A 15,613-nucleotide genomic window follows, 5' to 3' on the forward strand; every position below is an offset into this window, starting at 1 on the left:
CATTGGCGGATAAGATAGGGGCGAAAGAGCTGCCAGTGGTGGCTTGGGGACTAGGCCGGATCACCGCTCTTGAGGTAACATGCGCGCCCATAGGGGTCATGATCAATTGGCCCATCCGGGTAATGAAAAAAGAGAGCACCATGATACAGATTGGCAAGATGAACACCCTCACCGTTGTTGAACTCGAAGATCGCGGCGCCTGGCTTGCGGCCGATGAGTACGGTGAACTGCTGCTGCCCAAGCGTCAACTGCCGGAAGGGGTGAAAGAGGGGGATAGCGTGCAGGTCTTCCTCTATCTGGATGCCGATTGCGAACCGGTGATCACCACCGACAAGCCATTTGCCATGGTGGACGAATTTGCCGGTCTGAAAGTGGTCAATGCCAACAAGATTGGTGCCTTCCTCGACTGGGGCATGAAAAAGGATCTGTTTGTGCCCAGCCGCGAGCAGAACAAGCCGATGCAGGTGGGCCACGTTTATCTGGTGCGTCTGCAACTGGATAACGAAGGGCGCATGGTCGGCACCAGCCGCATCGAGCGTTTCCTGACCCCGGCCGGCAGCAACTTCAAGGTCGGTGACGAAGTGACCGCGCTGCCGGGGGAGCACTCGCCCCTTGGCATCAAGGTGATCGTCAACGGTCAGTATCCCGGCATGCTGTTCAAGAACGAAGTGTTTGGCCGGGTGATGACCGGTCGGCCGCAAACCGCCTGGGTCAAGCAGGTGCGCGAAGATGGCAAGCTCGATCTGACCCTGCAAAAGCCGGGTCTGGCGCGGGTTGATGATGCCGGTGAACGCATTCTGAGCCGGATGAAAAAGCAGGGCGGCAGTCTGGCGGTGGGTGACAAGAGCGAACCCGAGCTCATCTACAAGCTGTTCAGCATGAGCAAGGGCACCTTCAAGAAGGCGATCGGTGGCCTCTACAAGCAGGGCAAGATTGTTATCGAAGACAATGCCATCACTCTGGTGGCCACAGAGACCGACTCGGCAGTGGATAGCGAATAAGATGCCGAGTCCCTGTGTTGGCCTCTGCAAGGCGAAAGATGGGCTTTGCCTTGGTTGTGGCCGCACCCTGAGCGAGATCGGCCACTGGTCGGCGATGGATAGCAAGGCCCAGCTGGCGGTGATGGCCGAGCTGAATGGCTCGAAAAGCACCCACCGCTGTCCGGGTTGTGGCGAACCGGCCTATTGCGCCGTCTCTGCCGGTCAGACCATCGCCCAGTGCTGGTGCAGCCAGTTGCCAGTATTGCCGATGCAGGAGGCCAGCGCTTGCTGGTGCCGCCGCTGTCTGGCCAAGGCCATCGCGGCGCAGGATTAGCAGAGAACAGCAATAAGAGTGCACAGAAACAAGAAAGGCGCCGATGGCGCCTTTTTTATGCCTGCTGCTGGCGATGCCAGCGCACATGCACTTGATCTTGGGTCAACAGACGGGGCAGCAGGAAGGTGGCGAAGATCACCTCAAACTCATCCTGATGATCCAGCAAACCGACCCACACTTCGACCCAGCGCTCCATATCGACCGGCTCACCCAGCTCGGTCGACCAGTCGGCATTGGGCAGAGTCGCCTCCACGGCGCCACGCTGCTCAAACTCCAGGGTGATGTCGACTATTTGTTCGGGGGCCAGCATATCGGCGGCCTGCTCAAGAAACTGATCATAGGCCCATTCGACCAGCTGATCCGGGGTACGCTGTTCCATGAAATCACTCCAGATACATCGAGGTTCGCTACTGTAACAATTATTGGCTGTGGCGGCCAGACCAGTACGCCGGGCGTGGCTGGCCTGTCCAAGTTGACGCTGGGGGAGTATGGTTAAGGCGCGGATTAGCTGGCAGGGAGTAAGGGGATGAAGCAGCGGGGACGGCGGCAACAGATCAAGCGACGGCGCGAGGCCTGGTGGTGGCACTATCTGCCGCTTCACCGCGAGACGGTGGGCGGCCATCTGGGCCCACCGGAGAAACCCGATGAGCCCTGAGGATCAGTCGGCCTGATGCACCCGATTGAGGGTGATTTGGCCCAGTTGCCCCATCTGGCGGCGGATCCAGACCGAGCGCTTCTGCACATAGGGTGACGGGGGCTTGACCCTATAGCGCCACGGATTGGGCAGGGCGGCGGCCAGCAGGGATGACTCGTAGCGGGTCAAGCGGCTGGCCGGTTTGCCAAAGTAGGTGCGGGCCGCGGCTTCGGCGCCATAGATGCCGGGGCCGAACTCCACGATATTGAGATAGACCTCGAGAATGCGGGCCTTGTCCCAGCCCAGCTCCATCAGCAGGGTAAACCAGGCCTCCAGCCCCTTGCGCAGGAAGCTGCGATCACTCCACATAAAGAGGTTCTTGGCGGTCTGCTGGCTGAGGGTGCTGGCACCGCGCACCCGTTCGCTGTGCTGGTTGTGCTTGAGCGCGGCGTTGATGGCATCCATGTCAAAGCCGTTGTGATCGGCAAAGCGCTGATCCTCGGCGGCAATCACCGCCAGTTGCAGCTCCTTGGAGATGGACTCCAGATCTACCCATTGATGGCGCACCTGGGTGATCTTGGCGGGCGGAAAGAGGGCCCGCTCGATACGCCAGCTCCACATCGGCGGATCGATAAAACGCAGCAAGGCGACCGAGCCGACCGAGCAGAGCAGCCCGGCCAGCGCGATCTTGCCTGCCCACCTCAACACCCGGCGCCCAAGCGATGCAGATGGACGCTCAGGGGCCACAGAGTCAGGGTCAGACTCCCACTGATAGTGGCTGGGATCATCGGGATCCGGAATTATTGGGGCAGCCATTCGATGTGGCAAAACTTCTCGTCAACACGGCGGGAGAGCAGCATACGGGCAAACAAGTGCTCATACTCTTGTTCTTCATTGCCAAGGCCTACCCAGATCTCGGCATAGTCGGTATCGCTCACCGCAAAACCCACGTCCGCTTCCCAGTCATCGGCCGGGTCGGTTTCGGCCAGCAGGCCGCGGTCGTTGAACTCCTGATTGAAACGGGCGATCTCCTGCTCCGGCAGGTTGTCAGAGGCCAGCTCCATAAAGAGTTCAAGGGCGGTATCGAGCAGTTCCTCGACGCTGTGCATTTCGTCATTCATAGACATAAGCGGTCTGTTCCAGAAAAGAGAAAAAGGTGCCAGCGCAGATCACTGCCTGCGGGGCGGCGCTATTCTAGCGGTCGGCAGACCCCTTGGCGAGATGAGGCGAACCGCTGTGGCCTGTTTTTGTGCCAATAAAAAACCGGATCCAGTGACAGGATCCGGTCTTCATTGGGGGAAGGGGTCACGCATAGGGCGTCAGCTCATCCCTTCTTGTCATCGGCGAAGGTGATGTTGAGCTCCAGTACCGACAGCTCATCACTCTTCTGATCCAGTTGGACGGTTATCTTCTCCGGATCAATGTTGACGTATTTGCGGATCACATCGAGGATATCCTGCTTGAGCTGGGGCAGGTAATCCGGCCCCCCTCTGGATGAACGCTCGTGAGCAACAATGATCTGCAACCGCTCTTTGGCCAGTTGTGCGGTGTTCTGTTTCTTGTTGGAACGAAAATAATCCAATAATGACATGTTTAACTCCCGAACAGTCGGCTAAAGAAGCCCTTCTTCTCTTCTTCCAGAAAACGAAATTCCTTGGCATCGCCCAGCAGGCGGGACACCGCATCTTCGTAGGCCTGACCGGCATCGGACTCCTTGTCCAGAATGACCGGTTCGCCTGAGTTGGAGGCGCGCAGCACCGCCTGGGACTCCGGGATCACCCCGAGCAACGGGATGGCCAGGATCTCCTGCACATCCTGCACGCTCAGCATGTCGCCGCGGTTGACGCGGGTCGGGCAGTAGCGGGTCAGCAGCAGGTGCTCCTTGATGGGGTCTTCGCCACGCTCGGCGCGGCGGGACTTGGAGGCCAGGATGCCAAGGATGCGGTCGGAGTCACGCACGGAAGAGACTTCCGGGTTGGTGGTGACGATCGCTTCATCGGCAAAATAGAGTGCCATCAGTGCACCCGCCTCGATCCCCGCCGGGGAGTCGCAGACGATGTAATCGAACTTCATCTCCGCCAGTTGATCCAGGATCTTCTCGACCCCCTCACGGGTGAGGGCATCTTTGTCCCGGGTCTGGGAGGCGGGCAGGATAAACAGATTTTCCGAGCGTTTGTCCTTGATCAGCGCCTGATTGAGGTTTGCTTCCCCGTTGATGACGTTGACGAAGTCATACACCACGCGCCGCTCGCAGCCCATGATGAGATCCAGGTTTCTCAGACCGATGTCAAAGTCAATGACCACTGTCTTGTGACCACGCTGGGCTAAGCCGGTGCTCAGGGCCGCACTGGTTGTGGTCTTGCCAACGCCACCTTTACCCGATGTAACGACTATGATTCGCGCCATTCTCGCTTCCTTGTAACTCTATTTGATACGGTCTATTCGGAGTTGTTCGTTGTCCAGCCGGACGTGTACCGGTTGCTGGATCAGGCCTGCCGGCAATGCATCGCTCAGCTGGAATGTGCCCGCGATGGAGAGCAGCTCGGCCTGTAATTGCTGGCAATAGATCCGGGCCTGGGTGTTGCCCCGGGCACCGGCAATGGCTCTGCCACGCAGGGTGCCATAAATATGAATGCTGTCGTCGGCGAGCACCTCAGCTCCCGGACTGACGGACCCCAGCACCACCAGCGAAGTGCCGGCGGCGTAAATCTGCTGGCCGGAACGAACCGGTCCCACATGTACCTTGCTCGGGATCAAGGGGGCGGGTTCGGGCTCGGGAACCACCTCAGGGGCGGCTGGCGCGGGGGCAGGCTCGGGTTCCGGTTCGCTCTTGCGACTCTTGCCAGAGGCCATCACGGCCAGTCCCACCGCCTTGGCGGCTGTCTTCATCTCTTCACTGCGCGCCCCCGTGATGCCGACCAGCACAAACTCTTCGGACTCCACCAGCTCCTTGAGCTGTTCGAAATCGGGAATATGTTCCAGTCGGGAAACATTGATCACCAGCGGCGCACAATTAAAAAAGTAGGGTGCCTGGGCCACTTTTTCGGCCAACAACTGACGTATCCGCTCAGGCTCGCCATCGCTGATATGCAACACAGAAATAGTGAAGGTGGTCCCTTTCAATTCGTTATCGCGCTCAACCATGAATCTTCCCCGAGGCAGAGATGCTAATCCGTTATTGTTATTCAATTCCTGATGTTATAGTTTGCCCCCATCAGAGGCAATAAACTCGTCGGATTATATCAATTTCCATGTTGTGTGCAGTCTATAAAAGTCGCAAAAAAGCCGAGACCTACCTTTTTGTTGAAAAAAGAGAGGATTTCTCCCGCGTTCCCGAGCCATTGCTGAGCGCATTCGGGCGTCCCGAGCTGGTGTTGATGACCAAGCTGGATCCGGCCAAGCCCTTGGGGCTGGCTGATGTCGGCAAGGTGATGGCCGCGCTGACCAACCAGGGGTTCTACCTGCAGGTGCCACCGCCTCCCGAAAATTTGCTGGAGCAGCACAAGGCCAGCCTGAAAAAACCATCCTGAATATCCAGCCCCGTGGTGTGTTCTGCCCAGCGGGGCTAATTCTTTGTGACTCTGCATGACGCATTCCGGCCCCGGAGAGGTGGCCTGCGATAATCCCGTGACAGGATCTGGCCAAATTAAACCCTCCCTTTGGTGATATTCACTTTTCGCTGTTTAAATAGAAAGTCAATCTGCTCCCAACACCATATCCTCAACCTTTGCTGGCGCTCACAAAAATAGCGAGTAGCGCGCACTCATATCCTCCATTTCAACGACTATTGGCCCATTCATCGATTATTTTCAGCCTCTTCCTTGGGCGTTTTTTTGGCCTCCACTGCGCGATGCGTTTTACATCAAATAGGGCGTAAAGAGGGCGGTGATAACGGTACTAAAACCAGTTTGCGCGATGCGCTGTGGCCAACATGATGAGCTAACCCCCTGTTTGTGTGCTTGATTGTTTGCCCTGATCACGAAAGTCCCACATAGGAGGCAATCAATGTGGCGGCGTGATAATCCGCAGAGTGAGCGGTAACCGCGTCTTGCCAAACAAGGGTATGACCAAAGGGGGGATATTGAGCTGAGGGGCCATCTCGATATCGATTAGTTGTGAAATCGTGGCTAGGGCAAGATAGCAGGTAAAGGTTACTGGCAGGGTAGAACGTCGCTTCCAATCCATTGAGACGAGTTAATCAAGGTATGTAATTAGAGAGGTATGCAGACAAGGCAATCCGCATTGCGGTGGCGTAGCAGGGGTATATCCGCGACGCCCTACAGTGAAATGGTCGGTATGCCGGTATAAGTGCCCAGCATTCCATTCGGGCAATAAAAAAGGCGGGATATCCCGCCTTTGTTCAGATGAGGGTCGTAACCCTTATTTATTCGCAGGCAACCTGCATCACCTTGATGGCCAGACCGCCACGGGAGGTTTCACGGTACTTGGAGTCCATGTCCTTGCCGGTGATGTACATGGTCTCGATCACCTTGTCCAGAGAGACGCGCGGCTTGGAGGTACGACGCAGGGCCATACGGGAGGCGTTGACCGCCTTCATGGCTGCGATGGCGTTACGCTCGATGCAGGGCACCTGAACCTGGCCGGCAACCGGGTCACAGGTCAGACCCAGGTTGTGCTCCATACCGATTTCAGCGGCTTCGCAGACGTGCTCCGGGCTACCGCCCATCAGCTCGGTCAGGCCAGCAGCGGCCATGGAGCAGGAGACTCCCACTTCACCCTGACAGCCTACTTCGGCGCCGGAGATGGAGGCGTTCATCTTGTAGAGGATGCCGACGGCACCGGCAGCCAGATAGAAACGGGTGTACTCGTCACGGCCAACCGGCTGGATGAACTTGTCGTAGTAGGCCAGAACGGCCGGGATGATACCGGCAGCGCCGTTGGTCGGGGCAGTGACCACGCGGCCACCGGCAGCGTTCTCTTCACTCACGGCCAGAGCGAACATGTTGACCCAGTCAACGATGTTCATCGGATCGCTCGAGAGGTTCTCGTTGGTGTTGAGCTGACGGTAGAGCGGCGCGGCACGACGGGGTACGCGCAGCGGGCCGGAGAGAACGCCTTCGGTACGGCAGCCGCGCTCGATACCTTCGCGCATGGTGTTCCAGATCTTGCCGAACTTCTTGTAGATCTCTTCCGGAGTGTTGAAGCACTTCTCGTTTTCCATCATCAGGGCAGAGATGGAGAGACCGGTCTGGCTGCAATGGGCAACCAGCTCGGCGGCGCTCTTGAACGGATAGCGTACGGACATGTCGCCGCTGTCAGCCTTGCCGAAGTTCTCTTCGTCAACGATAAAGCCACCACCGATGGAGTAGTAGGTCTTGCTGTAGACCACTTCATCTTCGATCAGAGCAGTCAGCTTCATGCCGTTTTCGTGCAGCGGCAGGGCTTCGTCGTGGAATACCATGGCGTCGCGCGGGAAGCTGACGGTGTGGCAGTGCAGGCCGATCGGCAGGCGCTCGGTCTGCTCAACACGGGAGATAAACTCGGGGATGGCATCGATATCAACATTTTCCGGCAGGTTGCCAGCCAGGCCCATGATGATGGCAGTGTCGGTATGGTGGCCTTTGCCAGTCCAGGAGAGGGAGCCGTAGACATCGACATTGATCCGGGTTACATCGCGGATCTTGCCGCCCGCGCGCAGCTCGTCAACAAACTGTTTGGCCGCTTTCATCGGGCCAACAGTGTGGGAAGAAGAGGGGCCTACACCGATTTTGAAGATATCAAAAACGCTGATCATGTCACTATTACCTCAGGGTAGAAGGGGGCGGCATGCCCACTCACAGAAATTTGGGAGATCCATGGAACGCGCTTGTCAGCGCAGGTCACAGAACCAGATAACCGTAGTGTAACGGCTCCAGACCTAAAAAAAGTTGAAATAGATCTATTTTTGTTGAATCTGAGGCGCGAGTATAAAATTTATTTTTGTGCTTATCCATTTTGTTAAGCGTTTGCCCATAAAAATACCCGGCGATGCCGGGCATTTCGGAACCAAATGGAGTCATTTGCCGTTTTTTAACATTCGGTAATGTTAACGGCGAGGCCGCCACGGGCCGTCTCCTTGTATTTGGTCTTCATGTCGTTGCCGGTCTCCCACATGGTCTTGATCACCTTGTCCAGTGACACCTTGTGCTCACCGGTGCCGCGCAGGGCGAGGCGGGCGGCATTGATCGCCTTGACCGCCCCCATGGCGTTGCGCTCGATGCAGGGCACCTGCACCAGTCCGCCGATGGGATCGCAGGTGAGGCCGAGATTGTGCTCCATGCCTATTTCGGCGGCGTTCTCCACCATGGCCGGACTGCCCCCCAGCAGTTCGGTCAGCGCGCCAGCCGCCATGGAGCAGGCAACCCCAACTTCACCCTGACAGCCCACTTCGGCCCCGGAGAGGGAGGCGTTCTTCTTATATAAGATGCCGATGGCAGCCGCGGTGAGGAAGTAGCGGATCAGCGTCTCGTCATCCACCTTGTGCACGAAGCGATCGTAGTAGTGCAGCACGGCGGGGATGATGCCCGCAGCGCCATTGGTGGGGGCGGTCACCACCCGGCCACCGGCGGCGTTCTCCTCGTTGACCGCCAGCGCAAAGAGATCGACCCACTCCATTACCATCAGCGGATCCTTGTTGAAGTTGGTCTCGCAGCTTAGCTGGCGGAACAGCCCCGGGGCGCGGCGCCGAACCTTGAGGCCGCCCGGCAGCACCCCTTCGCTTTTGCAGCCTCGCTCGACGCAGCCTTGCATCGCCTGCCAGATTTTGCGCAGCCCCGCTTTTATCTGCTCATCGCTGCGAAAGACCCGCTCGTTGGCGAGGATCAGCCCCGAGATGGAGAGGCCGCTCTCCTGACAGTGGGCCAGCAACTGGGCGCCGCTGTCGAACGGGTAGGGGACTGGGTGCTCGGCATCGGACTTGGCAGCCTCTTCCTTGGCTGTGGCAAAGTGGCTCTCTTCAATGATGAAGCCGCCCCCGATGGAGTAGTAGGTCTGGCTGAAGCGCAGGTTTTCCTCTTTATCAAAGGCGCGCAGAGTCATGCCATTGGTGTGGGCTGGCAGGGTCTTGCGGCGGTTGAAGATGATGGCACCGGTGCGGGGAAAATGGCTTGGTTGTTCGCCTGCCAGCTGCAGGCTCTGTTCCTTTTCCACTCGAGCCAGAATGGCGGGGATGGCATCGATATCGACCGATTCCGGTTCAAAGCCCGACAACCCCAGAATGATCGCCTTGCCAGTGCCGTGTCCTTTGCCGGTCTGGCCCAGCGAGCCGTAACACTCCACTTCGACCCGCGTGACCTGTGGCAGATGGCCTTGCTGCTTGAGCTGCTGAACGAAGGCATAGGAGGCACGCATGGGGCCGACGGTATGGGAAGAGGAGGGGCCAATTCCGATGGAAAACAGGTCAAACACGCTGATCATGACATCAATCCGGTGATGGTTTATGTCTGTTTATTCTAGGATTTTTGCCATGGATAGGAAGCGGGGATGTGCGGTGCTGTGACATGGACACAGATAATGGGGCTGGGGGGACCAAGAAAGTTGAAGGGGCTGATCCCCTTCAACCGGCCTGATCAGTCGAGAAATTCGCACAGGTAGGCGGTGGGGGTTTTCACTTCCAGTTTGAAGGAGGAGTGACCGGCCACCAGGAAGGATTCACCCTGGCTGTAGGTGTGCCACTCATCTTCATCAGCCAGCTGGATGGTGAGGGCGCCCTTGATCACTGTCATCCGTTCGGGGGCGGCGGTGTTGAACAGGTAGTCACCGGCGTTCATCACCCCGACGGTTGATTTCTCGCCTTTTTGTTCGAAACCGATGGATTTTACATTTCCGTCGAAATACTCGTTAACTTTCAGCATCTTTACATCCCTGTGTGTACGTTTGTGCAGCCAAACTAGCACAATCTTTTGCCAGTTGTCATGGGGGATGAGGTAAAAATCGCCGAGGCCGCTTTGAATCTTCACTTTTTCGCAAACTTATTAATAGCCAAGGTTAATGATTTGCTGATTTAAAACAGCAATTAAATGTGAGATAACACGCGCAAACAGGGGAATGGGCAGCCGCTCATTCCCCTGTTTGGTTAATTGCACTGGGAAAAGTGTGAATTTTGCTACATAAAGGAACATATTGTGTTAACTAAAGGACTCATTAAAAACATCGGCTTCCAGGTTGTGGTCGCCATGGTACTGGGCGCAGTGGTCGGCGCGTTCATGGGTGAACAAGCCACCGTGTTTGCACCGCTCGGTACCCTGTTTATCCAGCTGATCAAGATGCTGGTGATCCCGCTGGTGGCGGTAGCCATCCTCTCCGGCGCCGCCAATCTGGGCGCCAGCCCGGCGGCGGGCAAGATCGGTGCAGCGACGCTGGCCTTCTTTCTCGTGACCTCCGCGTTGGCCGTGTTGCTGGCACTGGTGATGGGGCAGATCTTCAAACCGGGTGTCGGGGTCGATTTCGCTTCCGTCGCCTCCATGTTTGGTGGTGACTACGCCGATAAAGGGGCTTTGCCGGATGCAGTCGCCACCCTGCTTGGCATGATCCCCACCAACGTCTTCAATTCCCTCAACGAGGCTAACATCCTGCAGATCCTGGTGTTCTGCATGTTCCTCGGCATTGCGCTGGCCAAACAGCCGCGCGAGCGGGCCAAGCCACTGGTCGATGGGCTCAATACCCTGGTGGATGCCTTCGTCTGGATGATCAACAAGGTGATGATCATCGCACCACTCGGGGTGTTCGGTCTGATGGCGGAAGCCATCGGTACCTACGGCTTCGACGTGCTGACCCTGGTGCTCAAGCTATTCGTGGTTTATGTGGCTGCCATCCTTATCTTCGGCTTTGTGGTCTATCCGCTGCTGGTGATGATGTTCTCCAACACGCCGGTGATGAAGTACCTCTCTGCCATGAAGAAGCCGCAGATCGTGGCCTTCTCCACCGCCTCTTCCATGGCGACCCTGCCGGTCAATATGGAGACCTGCGAGCATGATCTGAAAGTGACCAACGCGACCGCCTCCTTCGTGTTGCCGCTGGGTGCGACCATCAACATGAGCGGCAACGCCATCTATTACGGTCTGGTCGCCATCTTCTTCGCGCAGGTTTACAACATAGATCTGAGCGTCGGTGCCTGGGCGGCCATCATTGTGACCTCCACTCTGGGGGCGATCGGTCAAGCCGGTGTGCCGGGCCCAAGCTTCCTGGTGGTTGCCGTGCTGCTGGCGGCCGGGATCCCCATTGAAGGGTTGCCGCTGCTGTTCGCGCTGGATCGTCTGTTCGACATGATCCGCACCTCACTCAATATCACCGGCGATGCGGCCTGTGCTGTCATTGTTGACCGCTTCAGCCCGGAATATGACCCAGAGCGCTGGAACAAGGCATAATTGCTTTGAGCTGGACTGAGATATAACAGCCCTAAGCTGACACTGGGTAACGCGAGCCCCTGCCATGATGGCGGGGGCTTTTTTATATCTGCCGGACAAGTATCAGAGCAAAGGTGTGCACAAGAGATTTCTGACGGATTTAGCTGTGTTGAATGGAGAGTACAGGAGGGGAAAACATCAGTTGTGGGCATGGGCCGTATGGCGTCAACCGGCCTGTTGTAGATGCCGGGGTAGGGGATTGTCAAACGACGGGTAACAAAAAGGGGAGCCTTGCTCCCCTCGGATATGATCTGCTGCTGGTTCTACTCCATCAGGCCATATGGTTAAACCATCCTGGTTACACCCTTGTGGCGAAAGAAACAGCGTCAACGTGATGAAATCATATCTATGTTGACCATCTCGGCATTGTCACTGAAAAGCGCCAGTTGGTGGCGATTAAACAGACATGGCAAAGAGGGTCGGTCCGGATTGATGCCTCTCTATCCGGCTCAGAACTGTGACAGTGAGGGCAGAGAGACAGCAACCAGGGTGAAAAACACCGTGAAAACGGCAGTAACGACAAACTCTTTCATTTTTCTCTCCCTAAGTTGTTGGTTGATGCAGTCAAGATACCATAACAAGGGGGTAAAACAAGGTGTAAATTGATAAAATAGCTACCTTGTTTGTTTGGTTGGTTGAAATGGCTATTTTTGTCATATTGAGCTGATTTTATCACCTTCTCTGGCATGGTAGGCATTAAAGATTCTATTTTTATGATTATTTTATTTAAATTCAATTAGTTATTTTGTTGGTGGTTGGCTTGGTGATGGGTTTTGTATGGGGCTTAAATGGCATTTTATAAGTTTTCCTCCTCGTAATAGTGTCATTGAGGTCATAAAAAGTGTGCGAGGCAATGATTTGACGACTCCTGACGTAGATAGTCCATCCAAAAGAAGTCTATGGAGAGAGTCTGGTTGCCAACCCTTGTCGCACCATCACTTTATCAGTCCGGAGTCTCCGCATTTTTACAGCAATACACTGGGTTCATAGGGAGGAGAGCGGTGCATCGGGGGGATACAGAGTAGCAGCTGGCTGTTTTATCACCGCCAATTTCCCCGTTGGCCTCGGAATGGACATGTCTGCAGCAAGAGTGAGGTGCGCAATAGGCCAGAGGCGTATTCTCTGGCTGGGCTGGGCTGGGCTGGGTGCGAGCAGCGATTTGCTTAGCCGGTGCATCTGCGTGAGTCATGTGAGTGCAATACGAGAGCTGCGCCGGAGCATGGTTGGGGAAGATATCTGAATCCCCTCTACAAGATTGAGATATAAAAAGCGGCGTATGACGAGGAGGCTGAACAAGCTCGTTTCAGGGTCGACAGAGCACAGGTCAACGCAGTCCGGTTCGCAGTGATTATGGTGAGGGGCACACAGCGTGCCGATGCACCCGTTTTTGTAAGATATTAAAAAACCCTCCGATGGAGGGTTTTTGTCATCAACAGCCGGTTAAAAGCCGCGTAGCTTAGAACAGGGTGGTGGAGAGGTTGTACAGCTCCTGATCGAACGGACGCTTCATGTTCTCGATGCAGTCGATAATGTCGTGGTGTACCAGCTCGTTGCGCTGGATACCGACGCAGCGACCACCGTGACCAGCCAGCAGCTGCTCAACGGCGTAAGCACCCATACGGCTGGACATGATGCGGTCACGGGCAGTCGGGGCACCGCCACGCTGGATGTGGCCCAAGATGGTGGCGCGGGTTTCACGACCGGTCAGGGCTTCGATGTCCTTGGCCAGTGCGTTCACGTCGGTAACGTGCTCGCAGATGGTGATGATGGCGTGCTTCTTGCCTTTGGCTTCGCCTTCCTTGATCTGCTTGAGCAGCTTCTCTTTGTCGAAGGCCACTTCCGGCACGATCACATACTCGGCACCACCGGCAACGGCAGCAGACATGGCCAGATCGCCACAGTGGCGACCCATGATCTCGACCACTGAGATACGGTGGTGGGAGCTGCAGGTGTCACGCAGACGGTCGATGGCGTCAACCACCACGTTCAGAGCGGTATCAAAACCGATGGTGAAGTCGGTACCGGCGATATCGTTGTCGATGGTGCCCGGCAGGCCGATGCAGGGGAACCCCTCTTCGGTCAGCTTCTTGGCACCCATGTAGGAGCCGTCACCACCGATGACGACCAGCGCATCGATACCGTGCTTTTTCAGGTTTTCGATCGCTTCGGCGCGCACTGCGGGGTCTTTGAAGGCAGGGAAACGGGCGGAGCCGAGGAAAGTACCACCACGGTTCACCACGTCGGAGACGCTGTGACGCTCCAGCTTGACGATGCGATCTTGGTGCAGACCGAGGTAGCCATCATAAATACCGTAAACTTCCAGGCCATGATGCAAACCGGCGCGAACCACGGCGCGAATGGCTGCGTTCATACCCGGTGCGTCGCCACCACTGGTCAAAACACCAATACGTTTGATTTGTTTGGTCATGAGTGCCTCTGGATCTGAGTTGTCAAATACGAATGTTTAAATAGACAAGCCACTTTTACTATATCGGCTTTCATATGGGATGCGGGGGCCACCATAGGAAAAGCGATACAAGAGAGGGGACGCGCCCCTCTCTTTGCCGTAATCAGCGATTACTTGGCAGCGCCAGCGATGATCTGGGAGAAATCGTCCACTTTCAGGGACGCACCACCGACCAGGCCACCGTCGATGTCCGGCTGACCGAACAGGTCGGCTGCAGTGGCGCCAGTGACGGAACCGCCGTACAGGATCTGTACTTTGGCAGCAACAGCGGCATCAAAACCGGCCAGGTACTGACGGATGTGAGCGTGGACGGACTGAGCGATCTCCGGAGTGGCAGTCTTGCCAGTACCGATGGCCCATACCGGCTCGTAAGCGATAACGGCGTTGTTGAAGGAGGCGATGCCGCAACGGTCGATAACGGCTTTCAGCTGGGTCTCAACCACGTTCTTGGTCACGCCGGCTTCGAACTGCTCCAGAGTTTCACCGATGCACAGAACCGGGATCAGGCCGCCTTTCTGGATCGCTTCGTACTTGGCAGCAACCACGTCGTCAGTCTCTGCGTGCAGGGTACGACGCTCGCTGTGGCCGACCAGAGAGTAGGTGCAACCAAAGGCTTTTAGCATGGAGGGGGCGTTTTCGCCGGTGAAGGCACCAGACTCGTGAACGTCAGCGTTCTGGGCACCGTAGGCAATCTTGCTGCCAGCGGTCAGTTGCTCAACCAGACCCAAAAAGATAACCGGCGGGCAGACGGCGACTTGCACAGAAGGATGAGCGGCAGCAGCCGGGGTCAGTCCTTTGATCAGAGCTTCTACAGAAGCTTTGGTGCCGTTCAGTTTCCAGTTACCCATTACCAGGTGCTGTCTCATCTTCTTAATCTCCTAGGCATTTGATTGCGCGACATTATATGAATTGAACCGAGCCCAAGATAGCTGACCCGGCGGCAAATGACGTAATTTTTTTTCGCTTTCCTGATCCAAATCAGGAATGAAACGCTTGATCGCTCATTCGTTAACCTGCCCCCGCAAGCGAGCCCACCATACCCCAATCCATTCGTGGATGGCAGCTTCGGAATACATCAAATAACGCCCTTTGGGTAAATAACTGTAGAGCGGCTGAGGTACCTGGCTCTGCTTGGCGGTGTAATCGGTGGGGGCCGGCACGGCCTTGAGTCCCTGACCCTGATAGAGGGCCATGGCACGTGGCAAATGAGTGGCCGAACTGACCAGCGCCACCTCTTTTTCTTTCAGATGGCGGCTGATACTGACCGCTTCATCATGAGTGTCTTTGTTGTTTTCAAACAACGTCATCCGCGAACGGGGAATGCCGAGGCTCTCGGCCATCCGGGCATTGACCTCGGCATTGGAGAGGGTATCCCCCGATACATAGCCGGAGAAAACCAGCTCGGCGTCGGGATAGGCCTGGGCGAGGCGAACCCCCTCTAGAGTCCGTGCCAGCGAGATATTGTTCTGCCAACTGCGCATCGGCACCGCCGGGTCGCTGACATGGCCATTGCCGAGCACCACGATGGCATCGATGTTGGGATGCTGGCTCACCTCGAATGGCGGGTAGGTCTGCTCCAGCCCGCGGGCCAGTTCATAGCTCACCGGCCGCATCCCCATCAGCGCCACAATGAGCAGCGAGAGAGTGGCCAGCAGCTTGCCGGTTTTCTGAAAACGGGTGAACCAGAGCAGCAGCAGGGCGAGCAGCAGCAGGGAGAGGGAGAAGGGGAGCGGCATCAACAGCTGACCCAGCCACTTTTTGAGCACAAACACGGCAGACACTTCCTTGAGTTTT

Annotated in this window: 17 protein-coding genes; 5 read left to right on the forward strand and 12 right to left on the reverse strand. The window is 56.6% G+C overall.

What is annotated here, in order from left to right:
- The first annotated feature begins 140 nt into the window (after nucleotides 1-140).
- Both AB5Y84_RS15620 and AB5Y84_RS15625 read left to right on the forward strand, forming a co-directional pair.
- Nucleotides 141-1,001, forward strand: coding sequence for a S1 RNA-binding domain-containing protein (locus AB5Y84_RS15620; protein WP_005336853.1), 861 nt, complete (start codon nucleotides 141-143; stop codon nucleotides 999-1,001).
- 1 nt (nucleotide 1,002) lies between these two features.
- Complete coding sequence (locus AB5Y84_RS15625; protein ID WP_021229998.1) at nucleotides 1,003-1,314, forward strand: DUF1289 domain-containing protein; 312 nt, start codon at nucleotides 1,003-1,005, stop codon at nucleotides 1,312-1,314.
- Between the two features lie 55 nt (nucleotides 1,315-1,369).
- Here AB5Y84_RS15625 and AB5Y84_RS15630 read toward each other — a convergent pair whose 3' ends face one another.
- Nucleotides 1,370-1,693 carry an HI1450 family dsDNA-mimic protein gene (locus AB5Y84_RS15630; protein ID WP_368177322.1) on the reverse strand — a complete coding sequence of 108 codons (324 nt, stop codon included), beginning with the start codon at nucleotides 1,691-1,693 and terminating at the stop codon, nucleotides 1,370-1,372.
- Nucleotides 1,694-1,840: 147 nt separating this feature from the next.
- On the opposite strand from AB5Y84_RS15630, the gene AB5Y84_RS15635 reads away from it, so the two are divergent.
- A complete protein-coding gene (locus tag AB5Y84_RS15635; protein WP_019445852.1) occupies nucleotides 1,841-1,969 on the forward strand; it encodes a hypothetical protein in 129 nt (42 codons plus the stop codon).
- Nucleotides 1,970-1,972: 3 nt separating this feature from the next.
- Here the strand turns inward: AB5Y84_RS15635 and mtgA are convergent, their stop codons facing one another.
- From mtgA to minC, 5 genes are all read right to left on the reverse strand, one after another.
- Nucleotides 1,973-2,764: a monofunctional biosynthetic peptidoglycan transglycosylase gene (gene mtgA / locus AB5Y84_RS15640; RefSeq protein WP_162632605.1), complete on the reverse strand. Its 792-nt coding sequence runs from the start codon at nucleotides 2,762-2,764 to the stop codon at nucleotides 1,973-1,975.
- Nucleotides 2,749-3,075 (reverse strand): HI1450 family dsDNA-mimic protein, encoded by a 327-nt coding sequence (locus tag AB5Y84_RS15645; protein ID WP_005352317.1) that lies wholly within the window; start codon nucleotides 3,073-3,075, stop codon nucleotides 2,749-2,751. The genes mtgA and AB5Y84_RS15645 overlap by 16 nt, the downstream gene beginning before the upstream one ends.
- Nucleotides 3,076-3,272: 197 nt before the next feature.
- A complete protein-coding gene (minE, locus tag AB5Y84_RS15650; protein ID WP_005336848.1) occupies nucleotides 3,273-3,539 on the reverse strand; it encodes a cell division topological specificity factor MinE in 267 nt (88 codons plus the stop codon).
- A gap of 2 nt (nucleotides 3,540-3,541) precedes the next feature.
- A complete protein-coding gene (gene minD / locus AB5Y84_RS15655; RefSeq protein ID WP_005336847.1) occupies nucleotides 3,542-4,354 on the reverse strand; it encodes a septum site-determining protein MinD in 813 nt (270 codons plus the stop codon).
- 18 nt (nucleotides 4,355-4,372) lie between these two features.
- Entirely contained in the window at nucleotides 4,373-5,092 is a 720-nt protein-coding gene (gene minC, locus AB5Y84_RS15660) for a septum site-determining protein MinC (protein ID WP_013723728.1), read from the reverse strand.
- Between the two features lie 107 nt (nucleotides 5,093-5,199).
- On the opposite strand from minC, the gene AB5Y84_RS15665 reads away from it, so the two are divergent.
- Nucleotides 5,200-5,478, forward strand: coding sequence for a YcgL domain-containing protein (locus tag AB5Y84_RS15665; protein ID WP_005360946.1), 279 nt, complete (start codon nucleotides 5,200-5,202; stop codon nucleotides 5,476-5,478).
- 854 nt (nucleotides 5,479-6,332) lie between these two features.
- Here AB5Y84_RS15665 and AB5Y84_RS15670 read toward each other — a convergent pair.
- From AB5Y84_RS15670 to AB5Y84_RS15680, 3 genes are all read right to left on the reverse strand, one after another.
- The gene (locus tag AB5Y84_RS15670; RefSeq protein WP_005336844.1) at nucleotides 6,333-7,703 is read right to left on the reverse strand and encodes an L-serine ammonia-lyase; all 1,371 of its coding nucleotides are present in this window, start codon (nucleotides 7,701-7,703) and stop codon (nucleotides 6,333-6,335) included.
- Between the two features lie 275 nt (nucleotides 7,704-7,978).
- Nucleotides 7,979-9,364: an L-serine ammonia-lyase gene (locus tag AB5Y84_RS15675; protein WP_368177323.1), complete on the reverse strand. Its 1,386-nt coding sequence runs from the start codon at nucleotides 9,362-9,364 to the stop codon at nucleotides 7,979-7,981.
- A gap of 152 nt (nucleotides 9,365-9,516) precedes the next feature.
- Nucleotides 9,517-9,801: a pyrimidine/purine nucleoside phosphorylase gene (locus tag AB5Y84_RS15680; RefSeq protein WP_005336842.1), complete on the reverse strand. Its 285-nt coding sequence runs from the start codon at nucleotides 9,799-9,801 to the stop codon at nucleotides 9,517-9,519.
- A 270-nt stretch (nucleotides 9,802-10,071) separates the two neighbouring features.
- Here AB5Y84_RS15680 and AB5Y84_RS15685 point away from each other — a divergent pair, with 270 nt between their 5' ends.
- Nucleotides 10,072-11,313, forward strand: a complete 1,242-nt coding sequence (locus AB5Y84_RS15685) for a dicarboxylate/amino acid:cation symporter (protein ID WP_005360943.1) — start codon at nucleotides 10,072-10,074, stop codon at nucleotides 11,311-11,313.
- Nucleotides 11,314-12,808: 1,495 nt separating this feature from the next.
- Here AB5Y84_RS15685 and pfkA read toward each other — a convergent pair.
- The 3 genes from pfkA to elyC all read right to left on the reverse strand — a co-directional run bounded on the left by pfkA (nucleotide 12,809) and on the right by elyC (nucleotide 15,591).
- A complete protein-coding gene (pfkA, locus tag AB5Y84_RS15690) occupies nucleotides 12,809-13,780 on the reverse strand; it encodes a 6-phosphofructokinase (RefSeq protein ID WP_005336840.1) in 972 nt (323 codons plus the stop codon).
- 149 nt (nucleotides 13,781-13,929) lie between these two features.
- Nucleotides 13,930-14,685 (reverse strand): triose-phosphate isomerase, encoded by a 756-nt coding sequence (tpiA, locus tag AB5Y84_RS15695; protein ID WP_047440675.1) that lies wholly within the window; start codon nucleotides 14,683-14,685, stop codon nucleotides 13,930-13,932.
- A gap of 135 nt (nucleotides 14,686-14,820) precedes the next feature.
- Nucleotides 14,821-15,591 carry an envelope biogenesis factor ElyC gene (elyC, locus tag AB5Y84_RS15700; RefSeq protein ID WP_368177324.1) on the reverse strand — a complete coding sequence of 257 codons (771 nt, stop codon included), beginning with the start codon at nucleotides 15,589-15,591 and terminating at the stop codon, nucleotides 14,821-14,823.
- Nucleotides 15,592-15,613 lie beyond the last annotated feature (22 nt).

This window comes from Aeromonas sp. s11, assembly GCF_040907945.1.
GTDB classification, from domain to species: domain Bacteria; phylum Pseudomonadota; class Gammaproteobacteria; order Enterobacterales; family Aeromonadaceae; genus Aeromonas; species Aeromonas veronii.

Excerpts from the sequence above, each read along its gene's own strand:
- AB5Y84_RS15620 (WP_005336853.1), top strand. The coding sequence starts at position 141 with ATGATACAGATTGGCAAGATGAACACCCTCACCGTTGTTGAACTCGAA.
- AB5Y84_RS15625 (WP_021229998.1), top strand. The coding sequence starts at position 1,003 with ATGCCGAGTCCCTGTGTTGGCCTCTGCAAGGCGAAAGATGGGCTTTGC.
- AB5Y84_RS15630 (WP_368177322.1), bottom strand. The coding sequence starts at position 1,693 with ATGGAACAGCGTACCCCGGATCAGCTGGTCGAATGGGCCTATGATCAG.
- AB5Y84_RS15635 (WP_019445852.1), top strand. The coding sequence starts at position 1,841 with ATGAAGCAGCGGGGACGGCGGCAACAGATCAAGCGACGGCGCGAGGCC.
- mtgA (WP_162632605.1), bottom strand. The coding sequence starts at position 2,764 with ATGGCTGCCCCAATAATTCCGGATCCCGATGATCCCAGCCACTATCAG.
- AB5Y84_RS15645 (WP_005352317.1), bottom strand. The coding sequence starts at position 3,075 with ATGTCTATGAATGACGAAATGCACAGCGTCGAGGAACTGCTCGATACC.
- minE (WP_005336848.1), bottom strand. The coding sequence starts at position 3,539 with ATGTCATTATTGGATTATTTTCGTTCCAACAAGAAACAGAACACCGCA.
- minD (WP_005336847.1), bottom strand. The coding sequence starts at position 4,354 with ATGGCGCGAATCATAGTCGTTACATCGGGTAAAGGTGGCGTTGGCAAG.
- minC (WP_013723728.1), bottom strand. The coding sequence starts at position 5,092 with ATGGTTGAGCGCGATAACGAATTGAAAGGGACCACCTTCACTATTTCT.
- AB5Y84_RS15665 (WP_005360946.1), top strand. The coding sequence starts at position 5,200 with ATGTTGTGTGCAGTCTATAAAAGTCGCAAAAAAGCCGAGACCTACCTT.
- AB5Y84_RS15670 (WP_005336844.1), bottom strand. The coding sequence starts at position 7,703 with ATGATCAGCGTTTTTGATATCTTCAAAATCGGTGTAGGCCCCTCTTCT.
- AB5Y84_RS15675 (WP_368177323.1), bottom strand. The coding sequence starts at position 9,364 with ATGATCAGCGTGTTTGACCTGTTTTCCATCGGAATTGGCCCCTCCTCT.
- AB5Y84_RS15680 (WP_005336842.1), bottom strand. The coding sequence starts at position 9,801 with ATGCTGAAAGTTAACGAGTATTTCGACGGAAATGTAAAATCCATCGGT.
- pfkA (WP_005336840.1), bottom strand. The coding sequence starts at position 13,780 with ATGACCAAACAAATCAAACGTATTGGTGTTTTGACCAGTGGTGGCGAC.
- tpiA (WP_047440675.1), bottom strand. The coding sequence starts at position 14,685 with ATGAGACAGCACCTGGTAATGGGTAACTGGAAACTGAACGGCACCAAA.